A 19,174-nucleotide genomic window follows, 5' to 3' on the forward strand; every position below is an offset into this window, starting at 1 on the left:
CTGGGCTACCGTGGACCACACGGCCATCGTCCGATCACCTTGGAGCGTCACAACCCCATGGTCTCGGCGATGGCCGTCTCACGTTCGGGACTTCGACCAGCCCGAACCTCGAAGTGCGGCTGGAGTACTAAGTGCCGCGCACCGATCGAGGCCGGCGAGGAGATCGAGACCTACAGCGTCGGTCGGATCAATCGATACGAGCACGTCCTATGCCCGAAGACCGCCGATGTGACGTGCAGCATCTGCGGTGATAGGTGGATCGAGTGCGACTGCCCCTGAGATGGTGGGATAAGTTGTCCGATCCGATCTGCTGTCGGATCGCTTTTCTCGTTGGCTATCTCTTCCTTACGGGAGATCACCGCCGAACTGATCGAAGAAGACACAAACGATGCCTCCGGCGGGGCGCTCCGACTCCGGGATGATTGCCGTCCTGCCGCTGGAGGCATTTGATGGCTGAGGTGGAAGCCTGATCATCCCGCCCGCCATCGACCCGGGACAAGCCGAGCAGACCAGGGCCACGGGGCCAAGGTCGTTCGTCCGGTTGGGCGCTCCACCTTGTCCCCGTGGCCCTGGCCCGCTTCCCCTTCGGGCGGGTCGGGGCAGACGGGACGATCAGGTGGGAGGCGTGTCCGTCCACACACGGATGTGGCCGGGTATATTGCCGCAGCAGATGGAGAAAACCGCTGTGGCGAGGGCACTCGACCTCGTCGGATGTTGGGCAGAAGTAGATGTCCGGGCGGCCGCAGTCGTAGAAGTGTGGCAGCGGGTCGGGGAGTTGCGGCGTGGACACGCGTTCCAGGATGCATGATCGGGAACGCCGTCGTACGGACACGGACTTGGCTCTGACTGGTCATCGAGGTTCAGCAGAGCGGTTACCAGATATCGACCCGTCCGCCCCGGATCCGCGACAATCAGGCTGTGCGTCTCCTATTGAGGTCGGCCTTGGCCGGGTCCGCAGTGGCGGTCTTATTGCTGCTCCTCCTCGCCTGGCCGACCACCGACTCGGATTCCGAGCTCAAGCTGGCAATGGCGTTTGCCCTGGCGCCCTTCCCGCTCAGCATGATGGCTGCGTGGGTGGCCCGCCTGCCCCACTGGCCGGCCGTCGGTCTGGTGGCTCCCTTCGTCATGCTGGCGGTCGTCGTCATCCAGCCGGACTATGACTCCTGGGTGTCCAACGAGACCCTTGCATTCGGCATGCTGATAGGGGTCCCCGTGGTGGTCGGCTTCGTGCTCACGGCCCTGCTCTGTACCCTGCTCACCGAAAAGACCGCACGCCCGGCAGGAGGAGGTACAGCGTAGGGCGCAGGTGAAGCCCGATCACCGTGTTCAGTCCTCCGGCTGTTCCGGTCCCAGCGGTAACTGTGCAATATGCGTGCAATGATCATGAGCCTCATGGCCGCGCTACAAGGCCCTGTTGCAGGTAGAAGGCTATTTCTCCACCGCAACGGTCACGAGCTGTAAAACCGTCGGCTCAGCCTACGCAAGTTCGAACCTTGCACCTGCCACACCAGCGGGAAGAGGCCCGTCACCAGCGGAAACGCGGTGACGGGCCTCTCGCTTCATGTCCGGCAATCTACGGTGATCGCCGGTGTTCTACGGCGTCTAACGGCAAATACGCGGCCAAGTTCGAGAGTCCGTCGCGTCGAGCGGACGCCGTACGTGGATGATCTTGACTGCTGATTGTCCTACGCATCGGACCAAGTCGCAGGCCGGTTAGCGTCCACGGGAGTGGGTTCTGGCCCGGATCCTTACTGTGGTTCCCGATCGGAAGACTTGCTCAACGCACACGCCAACCAGATGAGGGAACAGGACAGCGACCAACTCCTTGATCAACACGCTGCACCGGGTGCGGCGCCCGGCGAGGGCGGCGAACATACGGCCGATGTCCCGGGCGGTCAGCTGGGCCAGCTCGATCCGGCCCAGATACGGGATCAGATGCAGGCGTACATGATCGGCGTAGCCTTCGCGGGTGCCGGCCGCGGTCCCTGCTGCGTCTGCGACCAGCAGCGCAGCCACCGCGCCACCGTTTGCCCTGTACCCGGCCCGCTGTCCTGATCGGCGACGAGCGCGTCGCCGCCCGCGTGGTGGGCCTGCTCGGCGGCGGCGAACCCGCCCCGCCGGGACCGCTCGCGGCGTCCGGCCGGGCCGCGCACCTGCACCGCGAAGTACCAGCTGCCGTGCTCGTCCTCCTCCAGCGACACGCAGCGCCAGCCGAGTTGCCTGCCGACCTCCACCCGCGCGACCAGCCGCCCCGAACTCGACAAGGCCGTCGCCCTGGCCCACAGTGTATGAACGCGTCACGACCAGCCCTCACCCAACGACGTCGGAATTGCCCCGGTCGTTCCCCGGATGGGAGGCTGACGGCGTGACCGATCAGCGTCCGCGCCTCCCGATCTCGCGGCCAGACTTCTGGGCGGCCTGTTTTCTCGACGAATATGCTTACGACGTTCCCGGCGGGGACGTCGATGTGAGCGATGACGAGTACGCGCCCGACCTGGTGGTCGAGTACGGGGGCGGCGGCGGGTACGCCCTGCTGGTGTCCTGCACGTCCTACGGAGTCACGCTGAAGCTGTGCCACCCAGGCGCGGCGAAGCCGGTGGAGCTTGGCTGGGACGACCTCGCGCATTGGCATCCTCACGCGTTGCGCTGGTCAGAGGTCGACCTCGTGTGCCGTGCGACCGCCCTCGCCGATCCCGATGCCGGCTACCCCGGGCCGCACCTTGCGCTGCTCGGCCGTTTCGGCCCGGCGTGCACCGAGGCCGACGCCGCGGTCGCCGTGCCGCTACTGCGCGAGGCATTCACCACGCTGCCCGGTCTTGACCGCTACCAGCGCCACACCTACGCCTCACGCGGCGACATCCGCGCCTTCGGCGTGCGCTGGAAGAAGGATCCCACCGGGTGGTGGTACCCATGCCAGGGCGGGGACACCAGCGAAGAGTCGCACGACCCCTACCGCGACGATCCGGACGCCGAAGACTACCTCGACGGCGGACTGTACTCGACGCGCGAACCGGGCGACTCCGACTTCCCGTTCGCAGCGCTGGCCGCAACGGTGGACCGGGCGCGCGCCCGCTGCGCGGCCCTGCGCGAACAGCCCTGGGCGGTCGCGGCGCCTGTCCAGGCAGCGGCCGATACGTTCGGCGGCCATCCCTCGGCCGCACACCGGGCGGGCCTGATCGAGGCCCTGCAGGCCGTAGGCTGCGTGGACCGGGCCGTGCTGGGCGCACTGGCGCCTGACGCGGGCGAGCTACGGGCACTAGTGATGGCCGAACTACTCCTGGGAGTGGAGCCCGGCAGTCTGGTTCGGGCCCGGTCGGGCCTTGAGGCGCCGCGCCCCCTGCGCCATTACTACGCCAACGCCTACCTGCCCGTAGCCCAGGACGCCCCGCGCAAGGGCCTGGCGTCGCAACTCAAGCCGCGGCTCAACACGGCCCTGCGGGCGGCCGGGCTGGGAACCACAGACTCGGGTCCCGTCCGGCTGGGCCGGCATGACGGCAGCTCAGTCGACGACCTCCCCCTGAGGTTGATCGACGACTGGCGCGCAGGGTTGGAGCTGGTACGCGAGGTGCTGCGGACGGCGGGGGCGCCGGAGGGCAGCACTGTCGAGGTCCGCCGACGTGGCGAGACCGTCACCGCGAACCTGGAGCAACCGCTGCCCCGCGACTGACCGGATACCTTGGACAGGGTCCAGTCCCGCATGTCGTCCTTGACTTGGCGGATCAAGCGCTGGTCGGAGGCGTTACCGGGCCAGCACCAGCAGCGGACCGGGATCCCGTCCCTGGTGACGGCCATCCCGATCACGATCTGCGGGAGGTCGTCGCGTGAATCCTTCGATTTGCCGTAGGCGCGGAAACCAGTCGTTTGGGCCTGTTGTTCGGCTTGCTCGCCGGTCAGGCGGTCGCCCCGCTCGTCGCGGGCGAGCGCCTCATCGGGCTCCTGGAGTTCGAAGTAGGTGCTGGTGGTGTCTCCCTTAACCGGCTGATCAGTGATGGCTGATGGCGAGAGACACGCCGTTGACCTGGGGATACTTGCCGGAGGTGGCGGTCGGCTGTGTTACATGTCTTCATGACCGACAGTGATCTCCGGGTCGAGGAGCGTGGCGGTGGGTGGGTGCTGTCAGGGCCTGCTGCCGTCGGGTTTGAGCTGGTGAACGACTATCTCGGCTATCTGGCCGATCGGCGGTACTCGCCACGGACGGTGCGCGCGTACGCGTTCGACCTGCTGGCGTTCTGCCGTTGGCTGCTGGCCGAGGACGTCGCGCTCGGCGCAGTGAGGACCGAGATGCTACTGCGCTATCTGGCGCACTGCAGGACGGCGACGTTCCGCGGGCGGCCGGGCGGGAATGTGTACTCGATCCGGGACGGCCGCAACACCGGCTATGCGGCCGCGACGGTCAACCGGCGCATGGTGGCGATCTCGGGCCTGTTCGAGTTCCGGTCGATGCGGGATCCGGACGCGGTCAACCCGGTGCCCAGGGGAGCCGAGCGCCGTCGGACGGTCCGCGGCGAACGCGGCGGGCTGCTGGGGCATCTGGCCACCGCCAAGCCGACGTCCCGACTGCGGGTGCGCCAACCACGTCGCCTGCCGCGGGCACTGGACGCGGCCGAGGCGAGCGCGCTGCTGGGCAGCTTCCACTCCTGGCGAGACCAGGCCATGGGCGGGCTGATGTTGTTGTCCGGGCTGCGTTCGGCCGAGGTCCTCGCCCTGAAGGTCGCCGATGTCGACATCCCCCGCGGCTGGGTCCGCGTGGTCGGCAAGGGCGACAAGGAACGCCGCGTCCCGGTCGACGCCGAGGTCGCCGGGCTGATCCAGACCTATCTGCTGGCCGAGCGGCCCGAGGGTGCACGTGATGGCGCCACCACGGACCGGCTGTTCGTGGTGGCCAAGGGCCCGAACCGGGGCCGACCGCTGACACCCGAAGGACTGCGGGCGATCTTCCGCTATCACCGCGCCCGCTCAGGCGTCAGCAGCGGTCATCCGCACGCGCTGCGGCACTCGTTCGGGACCGCGCTGGCCGAGGCCGGCGTCGACCTAGCCGTGATCCAGACACTGATGGGCCACGACCACATCGACTCATCAGCCCGGTATGTGCATCTGGCCCCAGCCCACGTCCGCGCCGCATACGACGATGCCCGCACTCGCCAGCGCCGCTCCGGCTGAGCCCGGCCGCCCGCCCGCCGCCGATCTGCTGAGCGAATACGCGGCCTGGTCGGCACGGCGGGGCCGCGGGAACCGATGCTTTGCCGACGGCGCCGCCAACTTCCTGCAGCGCTGGCCGACCCCGCAGGCGTTCGCCGCCGAACCGCTGGAGGTGATGCTGGGCGCCGACCAGCACACCCGGCCGTTCATCACCTTCCTGTTGCTGCACGATCTGCTGCGGCCCGGCTATGACTACCTGGTGGACCGCAAGTTCGCCGCGCTGCTGGAGTTGGCCCGCGGCACCCGCATCGAGCGCGATCTGGATGGGTTCGTCCAGGCCGCCACCGAGCTCGGCTTCTCCCAGCACGTGCGGTCCCGGGCAGCCGAACGAGTGATGGCCCGGCTGCTGCTCCAGACCGGCCACCGCCTGCACGAGGTAACCGTGAGTGATTTGGGCGAGTTGGAGACGGCGTTCCGGGCCCGGGCCGAGCGCCGCGGCACGAACTGGGGTAATGACCGGGGTTTCTTGCACGCCGCCTGGACCGTGCTGTTCCACCTGGGCGTGGTGTCGGTGACGCCGCCCAACCGGCGCCGCCACGACCACACCGGCCATACCCACCACCTCGGCGGCGTCCCGGCCTGGCTGGCCACCCGGCTGCAGGACTACCTCACCGCGTTGACCGGCACGCACGCCCCCTCGACGATGGACGGGATCGCGATCCGGCTGGCTCACTTCGGGCGGCACCTGGCCGCTATCGACCCTGGCTTGGGCTCGCTCGCCGGCCTGGACCGTCAGCGCCATATCGAGACCTACCTCGCTGCGGTGGCCACCGCTCGGGCCATGTGGGGCGGGCAGCCGATCTCGGCCGGTGAACAACGCAACCGGATCATCACCCTCGGCCGATTCTTGACCGACATCACCGAGTGGGGCTGGCCCGACGCCCCGCCACGGCGGCTGGTATTCTCCCGCGACATCCCCAAGCTGCCGAGGGCACTGCCCCGCTACCTGCCCGTCGACGCCGACCGGCGCATCGCCCAAACCCTGCACCAATCGCCCAACCGGTTGTTCGCAGATGCGCTGCTACTGGCCCGCGCCACCGGGCTGCGTGTCGGCGAACTCTGCGCTCTGGAACTGGACTGCGTCCACGAGATCCCCGGCACCGGAGCATGGCTGAAGGTCCCCCTCGGCAAGCTCGACACCGAACGCATGGTGCCCCTCGACGAGGACACCGTCGCCCTGATCGACCGCATCGCCCAGACCCGCTCCCCCGTGCGACCGCTGCCACACCCCAAGATCGGACGGCCGACCGAATTCCTGCTCACCCGCCTCGGCAAGCGCATCTCGACCGCCGCGCTGCGCGACGAACTGGCCCGCGCCGCCGAAACAGCAGGGCTGCCCAAAGCCACCCCGCACCAGCTCAGACACACCTGGGCCACCGCTTTGATCAACTCAGGCTGCTCCCTGCAGGCGCTCATGGTCATGCTCGGTCACACCTCGGCGGCGATGAGCCTGCGTTATGCCCGGCTGTTCGACCACACCGTCCGAGCCGACTACGAGCGCGCCCTGGCCCAAGCCAAGACCCAACTCGGCACCAGTCCCGGCGCCGACGGGCCGACGATGCTGCCCATCACCGACATCACCAGCAGCGCCGACGGCTGGAAAGACACGCCACTGATCAAGTCCCGGCTTGCCGGCGGCTACTGCCTGCGCACCGCCGCCCAAGGCAGCTGCGCCTATGCCAACATCTGCGAGCACTGCCCCAACTTTCGCACCGACGCCGCGTTCCTGCCCGTACTGGCCGCGCAACACGCCGACACCGCCGCGCTCCTGGCCGATGCCGAAGCTCGCGGCTGGGGCGAGGAAGCCGCCCGCCATCGGCGGTTGCTGGAGCGGCTCGATCAGCGCATGGGCCAAACTGAAGCGTCATGACCGACCAGCCCGATGACCTGCCCTCCACCGTCCGCGACGCCTGCGCCGACCTCATCCGCGCGGGCGAACACGTGACCTTCACCGCGATCGCCGCGCGTATCGGCCTCAGCCGCACCACGCTCTACCGGCGACGCGACCTGCGCCAGATCATCGAGCAACACCGGGACTCCGACGGGGAGACGCTCACTCTCACCGGAGTGGCCACCCAGATCGACCAGCTTCGGCAAGCATTGGAAGCCATCGCGGCCAACGTCCGCCGACACGAAGAACATCTACGCACGCTCAGAAGAACCGAACGCGCTCGCTGACGCCTCGTGCTACGCCACCAGCACGAAGTCTGAAGATCGATTAGCCGGATAATCGAAGAACAGCAGGTCGACCTCAAGGTTCAGCAGGTTGGCAACCTCGTCGAACACCTGCTTCTCCAGGTCGTCTTTGACCTCGTGCAGCCAGTCCATCGCCCGGTAGCACGTCTGCTCGCCGACCTCGGCCAGCCCGTCGAGGTGAACGTCGTTGGTGATCCAGTCCGCGGCGGCCAGCTTGGACGACGGCGCCAGGGCGGCCGGCCGTCGCGCGCCGGGCCTCGGTGCCAGCCAAGTGGCGGCCGGCCGGTAGGTTGGCGGCCAGGCCGAACAGCACCCGCTCGGTGACGGTCATGTCCCGTCGGCGGCCTCGCTTGGGCTGCCCGACCCTGCCGACGATCTGGTCGATCTTCAACCGCCGCCACAGATGATCGAGTACGTAGGTGCCGCCGAACGGGACCGAGGACACGAACTCCAGGTCCGAGGTCGCCGTCGCTGCCAGAGCATCGCCCGGCGCCAGTAGGCGGGATAGAGATGTGACCAGCCGCTTGACCGCTTCGCGGTCCAGTTCGTCCTCGCGGCCGAAGGTGAACAAGACCTTTGGCACTGCCCTGCCCTTCACTGGATCCCACTCGTTGTGGGCCAGATGCAGGTACCGGACCGTCCCGGACTTGTTTCTCCCGCTTTGTCGTCTTCACGTACACGACTCCAGACCACAGAGCTAAAGCCAGGCCAGCACAGGCGAATCGCCAAAATCGCGTCTCTAGGCAGTTTCGGCCCGGAAGGTCCGCCCACAGCCGCTGACCTGCATGTTCAGGCCACAGTCCCCTCTAGAAGCTCCGAATTACGTCGAACCCGGGGCTGACGGCGAGTGCACGTGCAACCCAGGCCGGGCCGTACCCGTACCTCGGGTCGGACGGTGACCGGCGCAGGAACGCGGACGGCGGAAGGTTGTTCATGGTCGCCCCCAGAGTCGTCGAAGTGCTTGCCCGACGCCTGGGTCCGACTCCGCCGGTGCGGCGCCCGTTGTCGCCTTGACCGACGCATGGCCGACAGATTCTCGGTGGTTGTCTTTGGACCAGAGCTGGTCACTCATCGACAGCGTGGACCGGGGACGGCCTTCCCTCAGCTCCTTTCATCGTCTATCGTCGATTGTCGATGAATGAAGAGGCGGGGCCGCTGCCGCGGGCGGAGGCCGAGGAGTATGCGAGCTGGTTCAAGGCGCTGGCCGACGCGACACGGATTCAGATCGTGTCGTTGCTGGCGCGGCGGCGTGAGCCGATGAGCGTGGGCGAGATCGTGGCCGCCTCCGGGGTGGGGCAGTCCACGGTGTCGCATCACCTGAAGATCCTGTCCGAGGTGCGGTTCGTGCTGGTGGAGCGGCAGGGGACGTCCAGCCTTTACCGGATCAACGAGAACTGCGTGAGCTGTTTCCCCACCGCCGCCGACGTGGTGATGGGCAAGCCGGTGCCGGCTGCGCCGGCCTGTGAATGAGGAGATCTCATGGCGTCCGACGAGATCATCGACCACTACTCCGCCCTGGCCCGCAGCGCGCTTCATGGGCAGCGCATCGCCGACTGCGATCCTGTCGCCTTCACCGGTGGCGGTTTTGGGCCGGCCGGCTACGACGACATCGCCGCGCTCCCCGACGGGGCGCTTCGCGCCAGCCTGGGGTGTGGCAACCCGGTCGCCGTCGCGGAGATACGTGCCGGTGAGACGGTGCTCGACCTCGGCTCCGGCGGTGGCATCGACGTGCTGCTGTCGTCGCGCCGTGTCGGCCCGTACGGCACCGTCTTCGGCCTGGACGCCAGCCCCGCCATGGTGGAGCTGGCGCGGCGCAACGCCGAACAGGCGGGCGTCACCAACGTGCAGTTCCTGCAGGGCACGATCGAGGCGATCCCGCTGCCCGGCCACGCGGTGGACGTGGTCATCTCCAACTGTGTCATCAACCTGTCCGGCGACAAGGCGGCGGTGCTGGCCGAGGCTTTCCGGGTGCTGCGGCCGGGCGGCCGGTTCGGCGTCAGCGACGTCGTCACCACGCAGGTGCTCGACGAGCAGGCGCGGCAGCGGGCCGAGGAGCGCATCGGGTGTGTCGCCGGATCGCTCACGGTGCAGGAGTATCGGGAACTGCTCGTCACGGCCGGCTTCGTCGCCGTCACGGTCACGTTGGCCGCCGATCACGGGGACGGGGTGCACTCGGCGATCGTCCAGGCCGAAAAGCCCGCGATCGGGCCCGGCCTGGAGATCCGGCCGATGCGCGAGAGTGACGCTGCGGAGGTGCTGGCGATCTACCAGGCCGGGCTGGACACCGGCCAGGCCGGCTTCGAGACCGTCGCGCCCAGTTGGGAAGGGTTCACCGCGAGCAGGTTGCCGCGTCTTCGGTACGTGGCCGTGGACACCGACTCCGGCGAGGTGCTCGGCTGGGCGGCGGCCTCGGCGGTCTCGGCTCGGAGTGTCTATGCCGGGGTGGTCGAGCACAGCGTTTACGTCCACCCCGGCTGCCAGGCTCACGGCATCGGCCGCGCCCTGCTGAGGGCGTTCATCGCCGCGTGCGAGGACGCCGGCGTGTGGACGATCCAGTCCGGCATCTTCCCCGAGAACGTCGCCAGCCTGGCTCTCCATCAGGCGGTCGGTTTCCGCGTCGTCGGGACCCGCGAGCGCGTCGGCTGTCACCACGGGGTGTGGCGGGACGTGGTGATGGTGGAGCGGCGCAGCCCGGTGGTCGGAACCTGACCCACGCGGGAACATCGCGCGGCCTGCGGTGGTTACATTCATCGTGGCCGGTGTGCCCAGTGTCCCCGGGCCTCACCTATTGCCTTCGCGGACTACCGTTCGGCTGGAGCCGCGTTGAGCCTTTCGCCGAGAGGCGACACGCACACCGGTACGCAGACATCAGCAGGCCCCGCCGTCCGGCGGGGCCTTCGCCGTTTCCGGTTCCCTTCTTTCTGCCTCGGCTGCTCACTTGGATTCGATATATGTCAATATAGATAGTAGTCGATTTCATTGTTCTATATGGAGGGCGTGTGGAAGTACTGCAGATCTTGGAGTGCAGCCCGCCGCTGACCCGCGAGCCGCTCGACGTCGAGCAGGCCGCGGCGGTAGCCCGGGTGTTCAGGGCGCTGGGTGATCCAGTGCGGCTGCGCATCCTGTCGATCGTGGCCAGCCGGGCCGGTGGCGAGGTCTGCGTGTGCGACATCACCGACGCCTTCGACCTGTCCCAGCCGACCATCAGTCACCACCTGAAGGTGCTCAAGGAGGTGGGGCTGCTGACCTCCGAGCGGCGCGCCTCCTGGGTGTACTACCGGCTGGTGCCCGAGACGCTGGGCGAGCTGTCGGCCCTGCTGACCCTGCCGGCTGCCGCGGCGGCGGCGGCGCCGCGGTGATGTCGGCACAACCCGCACAGGCCACCGCGCCCCCGGCCGGCGTGATCGGTGCTCTGTCGGTACTGGATCGGTTCCTGCCGGTGTGGATCATCGCCGCCATGGGCGCAGGGCTGCTGCTCGGGCGATTGGTGCCCGGCCTGGACGCCGCGCTGGACGCGGTCAAGGTCGGTGAGATCTCACTGCCGATCGCGCTCGGCCTGCTGCTGATGATGTACCCGGTGCTGGCCAAGGTCCGCTACGACCGGCTCGGCAGCGTCACCGGCGACCGACGCCTGCTGATCTCCTCGCTGCTGCTCAACTGGGTGCTCGGCCCGGCGCTGATGTTCGCCCTGGCCTGGATCTTCCTGCCCGACCTGCCCGAGTATCGCACTGGCCTGATCATCGTCGGGCTAGCCCGCTGCATCGCCATGGTGCTCATCTGGAACGACCTGGCCTGCGGGAACCGGGAGGCCGCCGCCGTCCTGGTCGCGCTCAATTCCATCTTCCAGGTGATCGCCTTCGGCGCGCTGGGCTGGTTCTACCTCCAGGTGCTGCCCGGCCGGCTCGGCCTGTCCCAGGCCACACTCGACGTCTCGGCCTGGGACATCGCCTTCTACGTGCTCGTCTTCCTCGGCATCCCGCTCGCCGCCGGCTACACCTCCCGCAAGCTCGGCGAGCGCGCCCGCGGCCGCGACTGGTACGAGCAGCGCTTTCTGCCGCGTATCGGCCCGATCGCCTTGTACGGGCTGCTGTTCACCATCGTGATCCTGTTCGCCCTGCAAGGCCACACCATCACCTCCCAGCCTGCGGACGTGGCCCGCATCGCCCTGCCGCTGCTGGCCTACTTCGCCCTCATGTGGGGCGGCGGCTTCCTGACCGGCAAGGCGATCGGCCTGGCATACGACAAGACGACCACGCTCGCCTTCACCGCCGCCGGCAACAACTTCGAGCTGGCCATCGCGGTCGCGGTCGGCGTCTTCGGCGTCACCTCCGGCCAAGCCCTGGCCGGCGTGGTCGGCCCGCTCATCGAAGTTCCCGTCCTGGTCGCCCTGGTGTACGTGAGCCTGTGGGGCCGCCGCCTGTTCACCGCCGAGGAGCCCGCCCGTGCCTGACAAGCCGTCCGTCCTGTTCGTCTGCATCCACAACGCGGGCCGCTCGCAGATGGCCACCGGCTGGCTGACCCACCTGGCCGGCGACCGGATCGAGGTCCGCTCGGCCGGGTCGGAACCGGCCGAGCGGGTCAACCCGGTCGCGGTGGAAGCCATGCGCGAGGTCGGTATCGACATCACCGCCGCCCACCCCAAGGTCCTCACAGCCGACGCGGTTGAGGTCTCCGACGTGGTCATCACCATGGGCTGCGGCGACGCCTGCCCGATCTTCCCCGGCAAACGCTACGAGGACTGGAAGCTCGACGACCCGGCCGGGCAGGACATCGAAGCCGTCCGAGCCATTCGTGACGACATCCGAGCCAGAGTCGAGAAACTCATCACGCGGCTGTAGACAGGCGACTTCACGCGTCCGGCGTCCGGATTCTCGCCTGGTCTCACACGTGCCGGTCCGTTGCGGTGGCCAGGAGCCATACGCAAGCGACCAGCAGGCGGGCCGCTGTCAGCAGCGGGTCCGCGCGTCTACACCTGGGCGGCGATCTCGGTGGCGAGCCGGCGGGCGGTGCGGCCGGCGCCGATGAGGGTGGCCGAGGCGGGGCCGGTCCAGTCGCCGTAACCGAGCAGGTGCAGGCGGGGTTCGGCCAGAGCTCGGGTGCCGTCAGTGGGGATGCGGCCGTCTGAGTCGCGAAGACGCAGCGGAGCCAGATGGCTGAGGGCGGGACGGAAGCCGGTGCACCACAGAATCACGTCGCAGGGTGCCGTGCTGCCGTCGGCCCACGCCACACCGTCAGGAGTGATGCGCGAGAACATCGGCTCGGCTTTGAGCACGCCACGGTCGCGGGCCTCTCGTACGGGAGCGACGGCGACGATGTCGCCCAGATCGCCGATGCCCGGGGCATCCTGCCCGGCCAGGGCGGCCCGGTGGCGGCGGGTGGCGAGATCGAACAGGGCACGGCCGTCCAGTTCGTCGGGCAGCAGCCGGGGCGGGCGCAGCGTCACCCAGGTGGTCTGGGCGACCTGCGAGAGCTCGGCGAGGATCTGTGCCGCGGAGTTGCCGCCGCCGACGATCACCACCCGGCGGTCGTGGAAGGGCTCGGGTCCGTGGTAGCCGGCGGTGTGCAGCTGCTCGCCGCGGAAGTCGCGCATGCCGGGATAGTGCGGCACGTACGGACGCCGCCAGGTGCCGGTGGCGCTGACGACGAAGCGGGCATGCCAGGAGCCCGCGTCGCTGTCCACGGCGAGGCGGTCACCGTGGCGCCGCACGGCCCGTACTGCGGCCGGGCGGATGACGGGCAGGCGATAGCGCTGCTCGTAGTCGGTGAGGTAGGCGACGACATGGGCGGCGTCCGGATAGCCGCCATCGGCGGGGATCGGCATCATGCGGCCGGGCAGGGAGCTGTACTGCGCGGGCGAGAACATGCGCAACGACGGCCAGGCGTGCTGCCACGCTCCGCCGGGGGCCTCTTGTGCGTCCAGGATGACGAAGTCGACGCCTGCGCGGCGCAGGTAGTAGCCGGCCGCCAGTCCGGCCTGTCCTCCGCCGATGACGACGACATCGGCGGGGCGGGCGGGTGAGGTCATGCCGTGACGAGTTCCGCCGACGCTGAGCCTCCGGCAGCGGGGACGGCTTCGGCCAGCGGCGTGAACAGGGCGCCGAGCTTGGCCACGGTCTCGGGGATGATGCGGTAGTAGACCCAGGTGCCCCGGCGTTCGCCGTCGATCAGCCCGGCGGTGCGCAGCACTTTGAGGTGGTGGGAGATGGTGGGTGCGGTCAGGTCGAAGGCGTCGGTCAGGTCGCACACGCATGCCTCGCCGCCGGCGTGGGAGCCGATCATCGACAGCAGGCGCAGACGGACCGGGTCGGCGACCGCCTTGAGCAGCGCGGCCAGCTCGGTGGCGTCGTTCTCGCTGAGCGGCTCCCTGGCGATCGGAGCGCAGCACACGGTGGGAGCGGCGGTCACGACGACACCTCCTGATTCGACGGCTGTCTAAATGATAGGCGATGGTAGGCGACCAGCGCGAAAGCCGCCGCAGCGCAGGCCGCGGTGACGGCTCCCATCACCCAGCCGTATCCCACGCTGTGGGCCAGGGTCACCGCGCCCAGCGGGGCCAGCGCCTTGTCAGCCACGGAGAACATGGCGATACGGCCCGACAGGCTGGCATAGGCCACCGTGCCGTATCGCTCGGCCAGCAGGTGCGGCAGCGTTATGGTGCCCACGCCGAACCCGATCCCGAACAGCAGCACGCAGCAGACGGCGCCGGCGGTGGTGGCGCCGACGAAGGGCAGCAGGAGCGTTCCCACGCCTTGGAGAGCGAAGATCGTGGCCGCGACCGGAGCCGCGGACCAGCGACGGCGCAGCCCGGTCGTGACCAGGCGGCCGGTGACCGACAGGACGCCGAGGAGCCCGGCGATGGTGGCGGCGAAGACGGGTTGGTGCCCGAGGTGGATGAGGTAGGTGATGAGCAGTACGGAAATGGTGGCGGCTGCCCCGCCGTGCGCTGTGAAGGCCGCGGCCAGCAGCCAGAACGGCCGGGCCCGTACCGCCCCCTTGACCAAGTCGGCGCGGGCGCCGGCTGGGGTGCGGGCCTTGACGGTGGCGTGGTGTGCGGGGCGGCGCACCACCAGGGCGTGCAGCGGGATCGCGAGCGAGCCGTAGCCGATGGCCAGGATGAGCAGGGCCTGGCGCCAGCCGTACGCCTGGACCAGCAGGCCGGTGAGAGGCAGGAAGATGGAGGAGGCGAACCCGGCCACGATCGTGAGTGCGAGCAGCGCGCCGGCCCGTCCGCGCTCGTCGAACCAGGTGACGATGACGGCGAAGGCGGGCTCGTACAGCACCATGGCCGAGGCGATGCCGATGGCCAGGAAGACGCCGTAGAGCTGCGGCAGGGTGGTGACGTGGGACCAGGCCAGCACGGCGAGCGTTCCGAGCACCGAGCCGGTGGCCATCAGAGCCCGCCCGCCGTGGGCGTCCAGCCAGCGGCCGGCGAGAGGCGCGCACAGAGCAGTGGTCAGCACGGCGAGGGTGAGCGCGGCGGCCACCTGGGTACCGCTCGCGTCCAGATCGCGCTGCATGGGGATGAGGAACACGGAGAAGGCGTAGTAGAGCACGCCGTAGCCGATGGTCTGGGTGACGGCCAGGGCGGCGACGATGCGCCGGCCGCGGGCGGTGAGGTAACGACCGCCGCCCCCGGTTCCAGGAGCGGCGGTCTCGATGGCGGAGCTCACGAACTCCCACCTGGGCAGCCGACAGCGAGCAGGCATTCGCCGAGCCGGTCGGTCGGTAGCGGCTGGTGGCCACAGATCGCCTGCAGGGCTTCCTTCTGCGCCGCGGCGGGATATCCATCGGGCATGATCGGAGCCTTTCGTGTTCGGCTGGCGGTCAGCCGCAGCATCCTCCGCTGGCGGACACGTCGGCCAGGGGGAGCGGGGTGGACAGCAGGCCGCCGCTGATGCCGGTGGCCAGGCCGACCCGCTGCTCCTGCGCCTCGGCCAGGTTGGAGGAGCACACGCCGGTCTCGGGCAGTTCGAGCTGGACGTCGCGGGCGGCCTCCCAGTCACCGGCCAGGGCGGCGACGACAGAGCGGGCCTGCTCGTAGCCGGTGGCCAGCAGGAAGGTGGGGGCACGGCCGTAGCTCTTGACGCCGATGGCGTAGTAGCCGGGCTCGGGGTGCGCCAGCTCGTCCACGCCGTGCGCCGGGACGGTGCCGCAGGAGTGCTGGTTGGGGTCGATGAGCGGCGCCAGGGCGCGGGTGGAGCCGAGGATCGGGTCCAGGTCGAGCCGCAGTTCTGAGGCGATGGCGTGATCAGGGCGGTAACCCGTGGCGCTGACGATCCGGTCCACGATGACCGCCTGTTCGCGTCCGGACGGGTCGCGGCTGATCACCTCGACGCCATCGCCGGTGGCGCGGACGCGATGCGTGAAGAAGCCGGTCAGGAGCTGGATGCGGCCGGAGGTCACCAGGGCGTGCAGGCGGGTGCCGAGCGCGCCGCGGGCCGGGAGCGCGTCGGCGTCGCCGCCCCCGTACGTGCGGCCGGCGTCGGCGGCGCGGATGGCCCAGGTGATCGGGGTGTCGTCGAGTTCGGCCAGGGCGAGCAGGGTGGTGGCGGCCGAGTGGCCGGCGCCGACGACCAGAACGCGCGTGCCCTCGTAACGGTGGCGGTCGGCGCCGAGGACGTCGGGCAGGGCGTGGTCGATCAGGTCGGCCGCCGTCTGCTCGCCGTGGGCGGGCAGGCCGCTGGCGCCCAGGACGTTCGGGCTGAGGTAGGTGCCGGAGGCGTCGACGACGGCGCGGGCCTGCAGTTCGGTGCCGTCGTTCAGGCGAAGGAGGAAGGGGGCGTGCTCGCGGCCGCCCGTGCGGACGCGGTCGTAGCCGAGACGGCTGATCGCCGTCACTTTCACCTCGGTACGGACCCGGTCGCCGAACAGCTTGGCCAGTGGGGCCAGGTAGTCGTCGATCAATTCGGCGCCGGTGGGCAGCCAGTCGGGGTCCGGCGAGGTCCAGCCGTCGGCCCCAAGCAAGCGGCGGGCGGCGGCGTCGATGTTGTACTTCCACGGGCTGAACACCCGCACGTGACCCCATAGAGCCACCGACGCGGCGACGCGGTCGCCGGATTCCAGGATCACGAAGTCGATACCGCGCTCGGCCAGGTGCGCGCCGGCCGCCAGCCCGACCGGGCCTGCGCCGATCACGACGACGGGCAGGGACACATTGCGATCGGACTCGGCAGGCTCCACGGTGGTCGCGGTGGTGCCGCAGCAACTGTCACTCATGACTGCTCCAGGTGGGTGTGATCTAGCGGAACGACAAGGCGTAACTACGGGCGCGATCGATGGCTGCGTCAGCGCGGCAGCCTCGGTCGCACACCTCCGACGTGGCTTCGTCGAAGGGGAAGCCCGAGACGTCGGGGGAGCGGCGAAGGCGAGCGAGCAGGGTGCGCATCGCACACCTCCTGGATAGATGCTTATCGAAGCAGTGTCGAGTCTGCCTCGCAGATTCGATGTTTGTCAAATTAGAGCTATGTCTAAACAATCGGCGCAGGGTGCGTCCTCAGCCGGCGGTCAGCGTCTCTCTCATGACACATTCACCACCTGAAAGGAACGATCATGACAACCTGCTGCACCCAGGAGCAGCTTGCTTCCTGCTGCCCTCCTGAGGCCAAGCCCGCCTGCTGCGACACGGCAGGCGACCGGTGCGGCGGCCGAGGTCGCCACGACGGTCGCGCCGGATGCCTGCGGCTGCTGACCGGACCGGAGGGGCTTCGGCCCCTCCGGTACATACGAAGGAGTTCGGGCTGGTGACGGCACAGACTGATGACCTGACAGAGGTGTGGCTGGCCATGCGCGAGCGGCTGCACGGCCGCGCCCTGGCTCGCGCCGGGAATCTGCGTGCTCGGCTCGCGGTCGAGCGGGAGTACGAGGGGCTGACGCAGAGCGAGGCCGCGCGCCGCCTGGGCATCTCGGTGTCGGGGATGAAGTCGCGCGTGCAGCGAGCGCGCGGGCGGCTGCGTGAGCTGCTCACCGGCTGCTGCGCGGTGGCCATGGACGCTCGCGGCGCTGTGCGTCACGTACGGGCGGAGGGGTCATGTTCCTGCGGCGGCGACTGAGAACCGGTCAGTCGCACCCGCAACCGGGCGCCTCCTCCTCCGGCGGGCAGCAGGCGTTGAGACTGGCGTGCAGGTCCAGGAGTGCCTTGCGGATCCGTGTCCCGTCGGCTCGGTAGTAGACCGTCTTCCATTCCCGCCGGGAGGCCAGCACCCCGCCCTCACGCAGGGTCGCCAGATGGGTGGACGTGGCCGACTGGGCCAACGACATGCGCTCGGCCACCTCGTTGACGGTCAGCTCGACGCCGCCGGCGAACAGCTCCATGATCTGCTGGCGAGTCTCGCTGGCCAGCGCCTTGAGAAAGCCGCGAGCTTCAGTGCTCAGCTCGATCGCATTCGTCGCCATGGTCATAGCATCACCCCCACCACATCATATTGTGATTTCTGGATATGAGGATATGATGCGGCGGCATGAACACCATCGTCATCGGTGCCGGTCAGTCCGGCCTGGCCGCTGCCCATGCCCTTCTCCAGCGTGGCCTCACGCCCGTGATCCTGGAAGCAGGCGAAGAGCCGACCGGTTCCTGGGCGAACTACTACGACAGCCTCACGCTGTTCTCGCCCGCCGCCTACAGCGCCTTGTCCGGTCACGAGTTCCCCGGCGATCCCGATCACTACCCCACCCGGGACGAGGTCGTCGCCTACCTGCGGCATTACGCCGACAGCCTCGGCGTGGAGATCCGCACCGGCACACGCGTCAGTGCGGTCCAGTCCGACGGCGCCGGCGGCTTCCTGGTGCATCCCGCGAACGGCGACACCTTGCAGGCCAGAGGCGTCGTAGCCGCCAGCGGCTCCTTCGGTAACCCGTACACGCCGGCGCTCTCCGGCCAGGAGGGATTCGCCGGCCAGGCCCTGCACGTGGCTGACTACCGCAACCCCAAGCCTTACGTCGGACAGCGCATCGTGGTGGTGGGTGGCGGCAACTCCGCCGTCCAGGTCGCCTACGAACTCGCCGAGGTGGCCGACGTCACCATCGCCTCCCGCCAGCCGCTGCAGTTCTTTCCGCAGGTGGTCGGTGGCAAGGACGCGCACTACTGGCACACCACCACCGGCTTCGACTCCCTGCCGCCGCACTGGCTGGCCCGCATCGCGACCGGCACTCTCGTCATGGACACCGGCGACTACGCCGCCGCACTCACGGACGGCCGGATGGACCGGCGACCCCTGCTCTCCGCCTTCGAAGGCCGCGACGTCGTGTGGGCGGACGGCACCCGCGAACCCGTTGACGTCGTGATCTACGCGACCGGCTACCTGCCGAATCTGAACTATCTGGCCTCGCTCGGCGCCCTGGACGCCAACGGGCTGCCGCTGCACGCCGACGGTATCTCCACCACTCACCCAGGGCTCGCCTACGTGGGACTGGAGTTCCAGCGCTCGTTCGCCTCGAACACGCTGCGGGGGGTGCACCGCGACGCCGAGCACATCGCCGCTCCGCTGGCCGCCTACGCAGGCGGAGCCCTCGCCGCCTATGGCCTGTGACTCTCGCTCAGTGACCTCGGACGCTGCCCGCGTCGCTCTACCGGCCATCCGACTCGCGAAGGACTTCCTCTGATGTCTGCCACCCTGCCCGTCGCCATCCTCTGCGTCTGTCAGCTCTTCTGAGGCGCCGCAGGTCACGGGCACATCAATGCCTCAACTCAACGGGCAGGCGACACCGGAACCTGTGTACGGCGACCCCGGGCGGTACGCCCCCTGTACTCCGACAGGGCTACAGGCATCCACGCCGAGCGGAC

18 protein-coding genes and 2 pseudogenes are annotated in these 19,174 nt (G+C 69.2%); 12 read left to right on the forward strand and 8 right to left on the reverse strand.

Annotated features, from left to right (window positions below):
• Positions 1-942 precede the first annotated feature (942 nt).
• Positions 943-1,299: a hypothetical protein gene (locus tag E1295_RS00005; protein ID WP_132627538.1), complete on the forward strand. Its 357-nt coding sequence runs from the start codon at positions 943-945 to the stop codon at positions 1,297-1,299.
• A gap of 632 nt (positions 1,300-1,931) precedes the next feature.
• Here E1295_RS00005 and E1295_RS00010 read toward each other — a convergent pair.
• Positions 1,932-2,264 carry a hypothetical protein gene (locus tag E1295_RS00010; protein WP_132627539.1) on the reverse strand — a complete coding sequence of 111 codons (333 nt, stop codon included), beginning with the start codon at positions 2,262-2,264 and terminating at the stop codon, positions 1,932-1,934.
• A 101-nt stretch (positions 2,265-2,365) separates the two neighbouring features.
• Here E1295_RS00010 and E1295_RS00015 point away from each other — a divergent pair, with 101 nt between their 5' ends.
• Entirely contained in the window at positions 2,366-3,667 is a 1,302-nt protein-coding gene (locus E1295_RS00015; protein ID WP_132627540.1) for a hypothetical protein, read from the forward strand.
• 5 nt (positions 3,668-3,672) lie between these two features.
• On the opposite strand, the pseudogene E1295_RS52320 reads toward E1295_RS00015, so the two are convergent.
• Positions 3,673-3,966: pseudogene (locus E1295_RS52320) on the reverse strand (IS1634 family transposase); the annotation flags it as partial.
• Between the two features lie 99 nt (positions 3,967-4,065).
• Between E1295_RS52320 and E1295_RS00025 the strand changes: the two are divergent.
• The 3 genes from E1295_RS00025 to E1295_RS00035 are packed head-to-tail and all read left to right on the forward strand — an operon-like array spanning position 4,066 to position 7,377.
• The gene (locus E1295_RS00025) at positions 4,066-5,160 is read left to right on the forward strand and encodes a tyrosine-type recombinase/integrase (protein ID WP_132627541.1); all 1,095 of its coding nucleotides are present in this window, start codon (positions 4,066-4,068) and stop codon (positions 5,158-5,160) included.
• Positions 5,129-7,069: a tyrosine-type recombinase/integrase gene (locus E1295_RS00030; RefSeq protein ID WP_132627542.1), complete on the forward strand. Its 1,941-nt coding sequence runs from the start codon at positions 5,129-5,131 to the stop codon at positions 7,067-7,069. The genes E1295_RS00025 and E1295_RS00030 overlap by 32 nt, the downstream gene beginning before the upstream one ends.
• On the forward strand, positions 7,066-7,377 hold the full coding sequence (locus E1295_RS00035) for a DUF6262 family protein (RefSeq protein WP_132627543.1): 312 nt from the start codon (positions 7,066-7,068) through the stop codon (positions 7,375-7,377). Before E1295_RS00030 ends, E1295_RS00035 begins: the two co-directional genes overlap by 4 nt.
• Before the next feature lie 51 nt (positions 7,378-7,428).
• Here the strand turns inward: E1295_RS00035 and E1295_RS52325 are convergent.
• Positions 7,429-8,075: pseudogene (locus E1295_RS52325) on the reverse strand (IS1634 family transposase); the annotation flags it as partial.
• Between the two features lie 454 nt (positions 8,076-8,529).
• On the opposite strand from E1295_RS52325, the gene E1295_RS00045 reads away from it, so the two are divergent.
• The 5 genes from E1295_RS00045 to E1295_RS00065 all read left to right on the forward strand — a co-directional run bounded on the left by E1295_RS00045 (position 8,530) and on the right by E1295_RS00065 (position 12,233).
• On the forward strand, positions 8,530-8,865 hold the full coding sequence (locus E1295_RS00045) for an ArsR/SmtB family transcription factor (RefSeq protein ID WP_132627544.1): 336 nt from the start codon (positions 8,530-8,532) through the stop codon (positions 8,863-8,865).
• Between the two features lie 9 nt (positions 8,866-8,874).
• Positions 8,875-10,104 carry a GNAT family N-acetyltransferase gene (locus E1295_RS00050; RefSeq protein WP_132627545.1) on the forward strand — a complete coding sequence of 410 codons (1,230 nt, stop codon included), beginning with the start codon at positions 8,875-8,877 and terminating at the stop codon, positions 10,102-10,104.
• Between the two features lie 290 nt (positions 10,105-10,394).
• The gene (locus E1295_RS00055; RefSeq protein WP_132627546.1) at positions 10,395-10,754 is read left to right on the forward strand and encodes an ArsR/SmtB family transcription factor; all 360 of its coding nucleotides are present in this window, start codon (positions 10,395-10,397) and stop codon (positions 10,752-10,754) included.
• Entirely contained in the window at positions 10,754-11,845 is a 1,092-nt protein-coding gene (gene arsB, locus E1295_RS00060) for an ACR3 family arsenite efflux transporter (protein ID WP_132627547.1), read from the forward strand. Before E1295_RS00055 ends, arsB begins: the two co-directional genes overlap by 1 nt.
• Entirely contained in the window at positions 11,838-12,233 is a 396-nt protein-coding gene (locus E1295_RS00065) for an arsenate reductase ArsC (RefSeq protein ID WP_132627548.1), read from the forward strand. Before arsB ends, E1295_RS00065 begins: the two co-directional genes overlap by 8 nt.
• 128 nt (positions 12,234-12,361) lie before the next feature.
• On the opposite strand, the gene E1295_RS00070 is transcribed toward E1295_RS00065, so the two are convergent.
• The 4 genes from E1295_RS00070 to E1295_RS00085 all read right to left on the reverse strand — a co-directional run bounded on the left by E1295_RS00070 (position 12,362) and on the right by E1295_RS00085 (position 16,611).
• Positions 12,362-13,420 carry an ArsO family NAD(P)H-dependent flavin-containing monooxygenase gene (locus E1295_RS00070; RefSeq protein ID WP_132627549.1) on the reverse strand — a complete coding sequence of 353 codons (1,059 nt, stop codon included), beginning with the start codon at positions 13,418-13,420 and terminating at the stop codon, positions 12,362-12,364.
• Positions 13,417-13,800, reverse strand: coding sequence for an ArsR/SmtB family transcription factor (locus E1295_RS00075; RefSeq protein ID WP_090773864.1), 384 nt, complete (start codon positions 13,798-13,800; stop codon positions 13,417-13,419). Before E1295_RS00075 ends, E1295_RS00070 begins: the two co-directional genes overlap by 4 nt.
• A complete protein-coding gene (locus tag E1295_RS00080; RefSeq protein ID WP_246079741.1) occupies positions 13,797-15,065 on the reverse strand; it encodes an MFS transporter in 1,269 nt (422 codons plus the stop codon). Before E1295_RS00080 ends, E1295_RS00075 begins: the two co-directional genes overlap by 4 nt.
• A 154-nt stretch (positions 15,066-15,219) precedes the next feature.
• Positions 15,220-16,611 (reverse strand): NAD(P)-binding domain-containing protein, encoded by a 1,392-nt coding sequence (locus E1295_RS00085; RefSeq protein WP_132627551.1) that lies wholly within the window; start codon positions 16,609-16,611, stop codon positions 15,220-15,222.
• A gap of 524 nt (positions 16,612-17,135) precedes the next feature.
• Here E1295_RS00085 and E1295_RS00090 point away from each other — a divergent pair.
• Complete coding sequence (locus E1295_RS00090; protein WP_220448470.1) at positions 17,136-17,444, forward strand: sigma factor-like helix-turn-helix DNA-binding protein; 309 nt, start codon at positions 17,136-17,138, stop codon at positions 17,442-17,444.
• A 7-nt stretch (positions 17,445-17,451) separates the two neighbouring features.
• Here E1295_RS00090 and E1295_RS00095 read toward each other — a convergent pair whose 3' ends face one another.
• Positions 17,452-17,787, reverse strand: a complete 336-nt coding sequence (locus tag E1295_RS00095) for an ArsR/SmtB family transcription factor (protein WP_246079742.1) — start codon at positions 17,785-17,787, stop codon at positions 17,452-17,454.
• 65 nt (positions 17,788-17,852) lie between these two features.
• On the opposite strand from E1295_RS00095, the gene E1295_RS00100 reads away from it, so the two are divergent.
• Positions 17,853-18,920: a flavin-containing monooxygenase gene (locus E1295_RS00100; protein WP_132627554.1), complete on the forward strand. Its 1,068-nt coding sequence runs from the start codon at positions 17,853-17,855 to the stop codon at positions 18,918-18,920.
• Positions 18,921-19,174: the final 254 nt, after the last annotated feature.

The organism is Nonomuraea mesophila (assembly GCF_004352805.1).
Classification (GTDB): Bacteria; Actinomycetota; Actinomycetes; order Streptosporangiales; family Streptosporangiaceae; genus Nonomuraea; species Nonomuraea longispora.

Excerpts from the sequence above, each read along its gene's own strand:
- E1295_RS00025 (WP_132627541.1), top strand. The coding sequence starts at position 4,066 with ATGACCGACAGTGATCTCCGGGTCGAGGAGCGTGGCGGTGGGTGGGTG.
- E1295_RS00030 (WP_132627542.1), top strand. The coding sequence starts at position 5,129 with ATGCCCGCACTCGCCAGCGCCGCTCCGGCTGAGCCCGGCCGCCCGCCC.
- E1295_RS00035 (WP_132627543.1), top strand. The coding sequence starts at position 7,066 with ATGACCGACCAGCCCGATGACCTGCCCTCCACCGTCCGCGACGCCTGC.
- E1295_RS00045 (WP_132627544.1), top strand. The coding sequence starts at position 8,530 with ATGAATGAAGAGGCGGGGCCGCTGCCGCGGGCGGAGGCCGAGGAGTAT.
- E1295_RS00050 (WP_132627545.1), top strand. The coding sequence starts at position 8,875 with ATGGCGTCCGACGAGATCATCGACCACTACTCCGCCCTGGCCCGCAGC.
- arsB (WP_132627547.1), top strand. The coding sequence starts at position 10,754 with ATGTCGGCACAACCCGCACAGGCCACCGCGCCCCCGGCCGGCGTGATC.
- E1295_RS00070 (WP_132627549.1), bottom strand. The coding sequence starts at position 13,420 with ATGACCTCACCCGCCCGCCCCGCCGATGTCGTCGTCATCGGCGGAGGA.
- E1295_RS00085 (WP_132627551.1), bottom strand. The coding sequence starts at position 16,611 with ATGAGTGACAGTTGCTGCGGCACCACCGCGACCACCGTGGAGCCTGCC.
- E1295_RS00095 (WP_246079742.1), bottom strand. The coding sequence starts at position 17,787 with ATGGCGACGAATGCGATCGAGCTGAGCACTGAAGCTCGCGGCTTTCTC.
- E1295_RS00100 (WP_132627554.1), top strand. The coding sequence starts at position 17,853 with ATGAACACCATCGTCATCGGTGCCGGTCAGTCCGGCCTGGCCGCTGCC.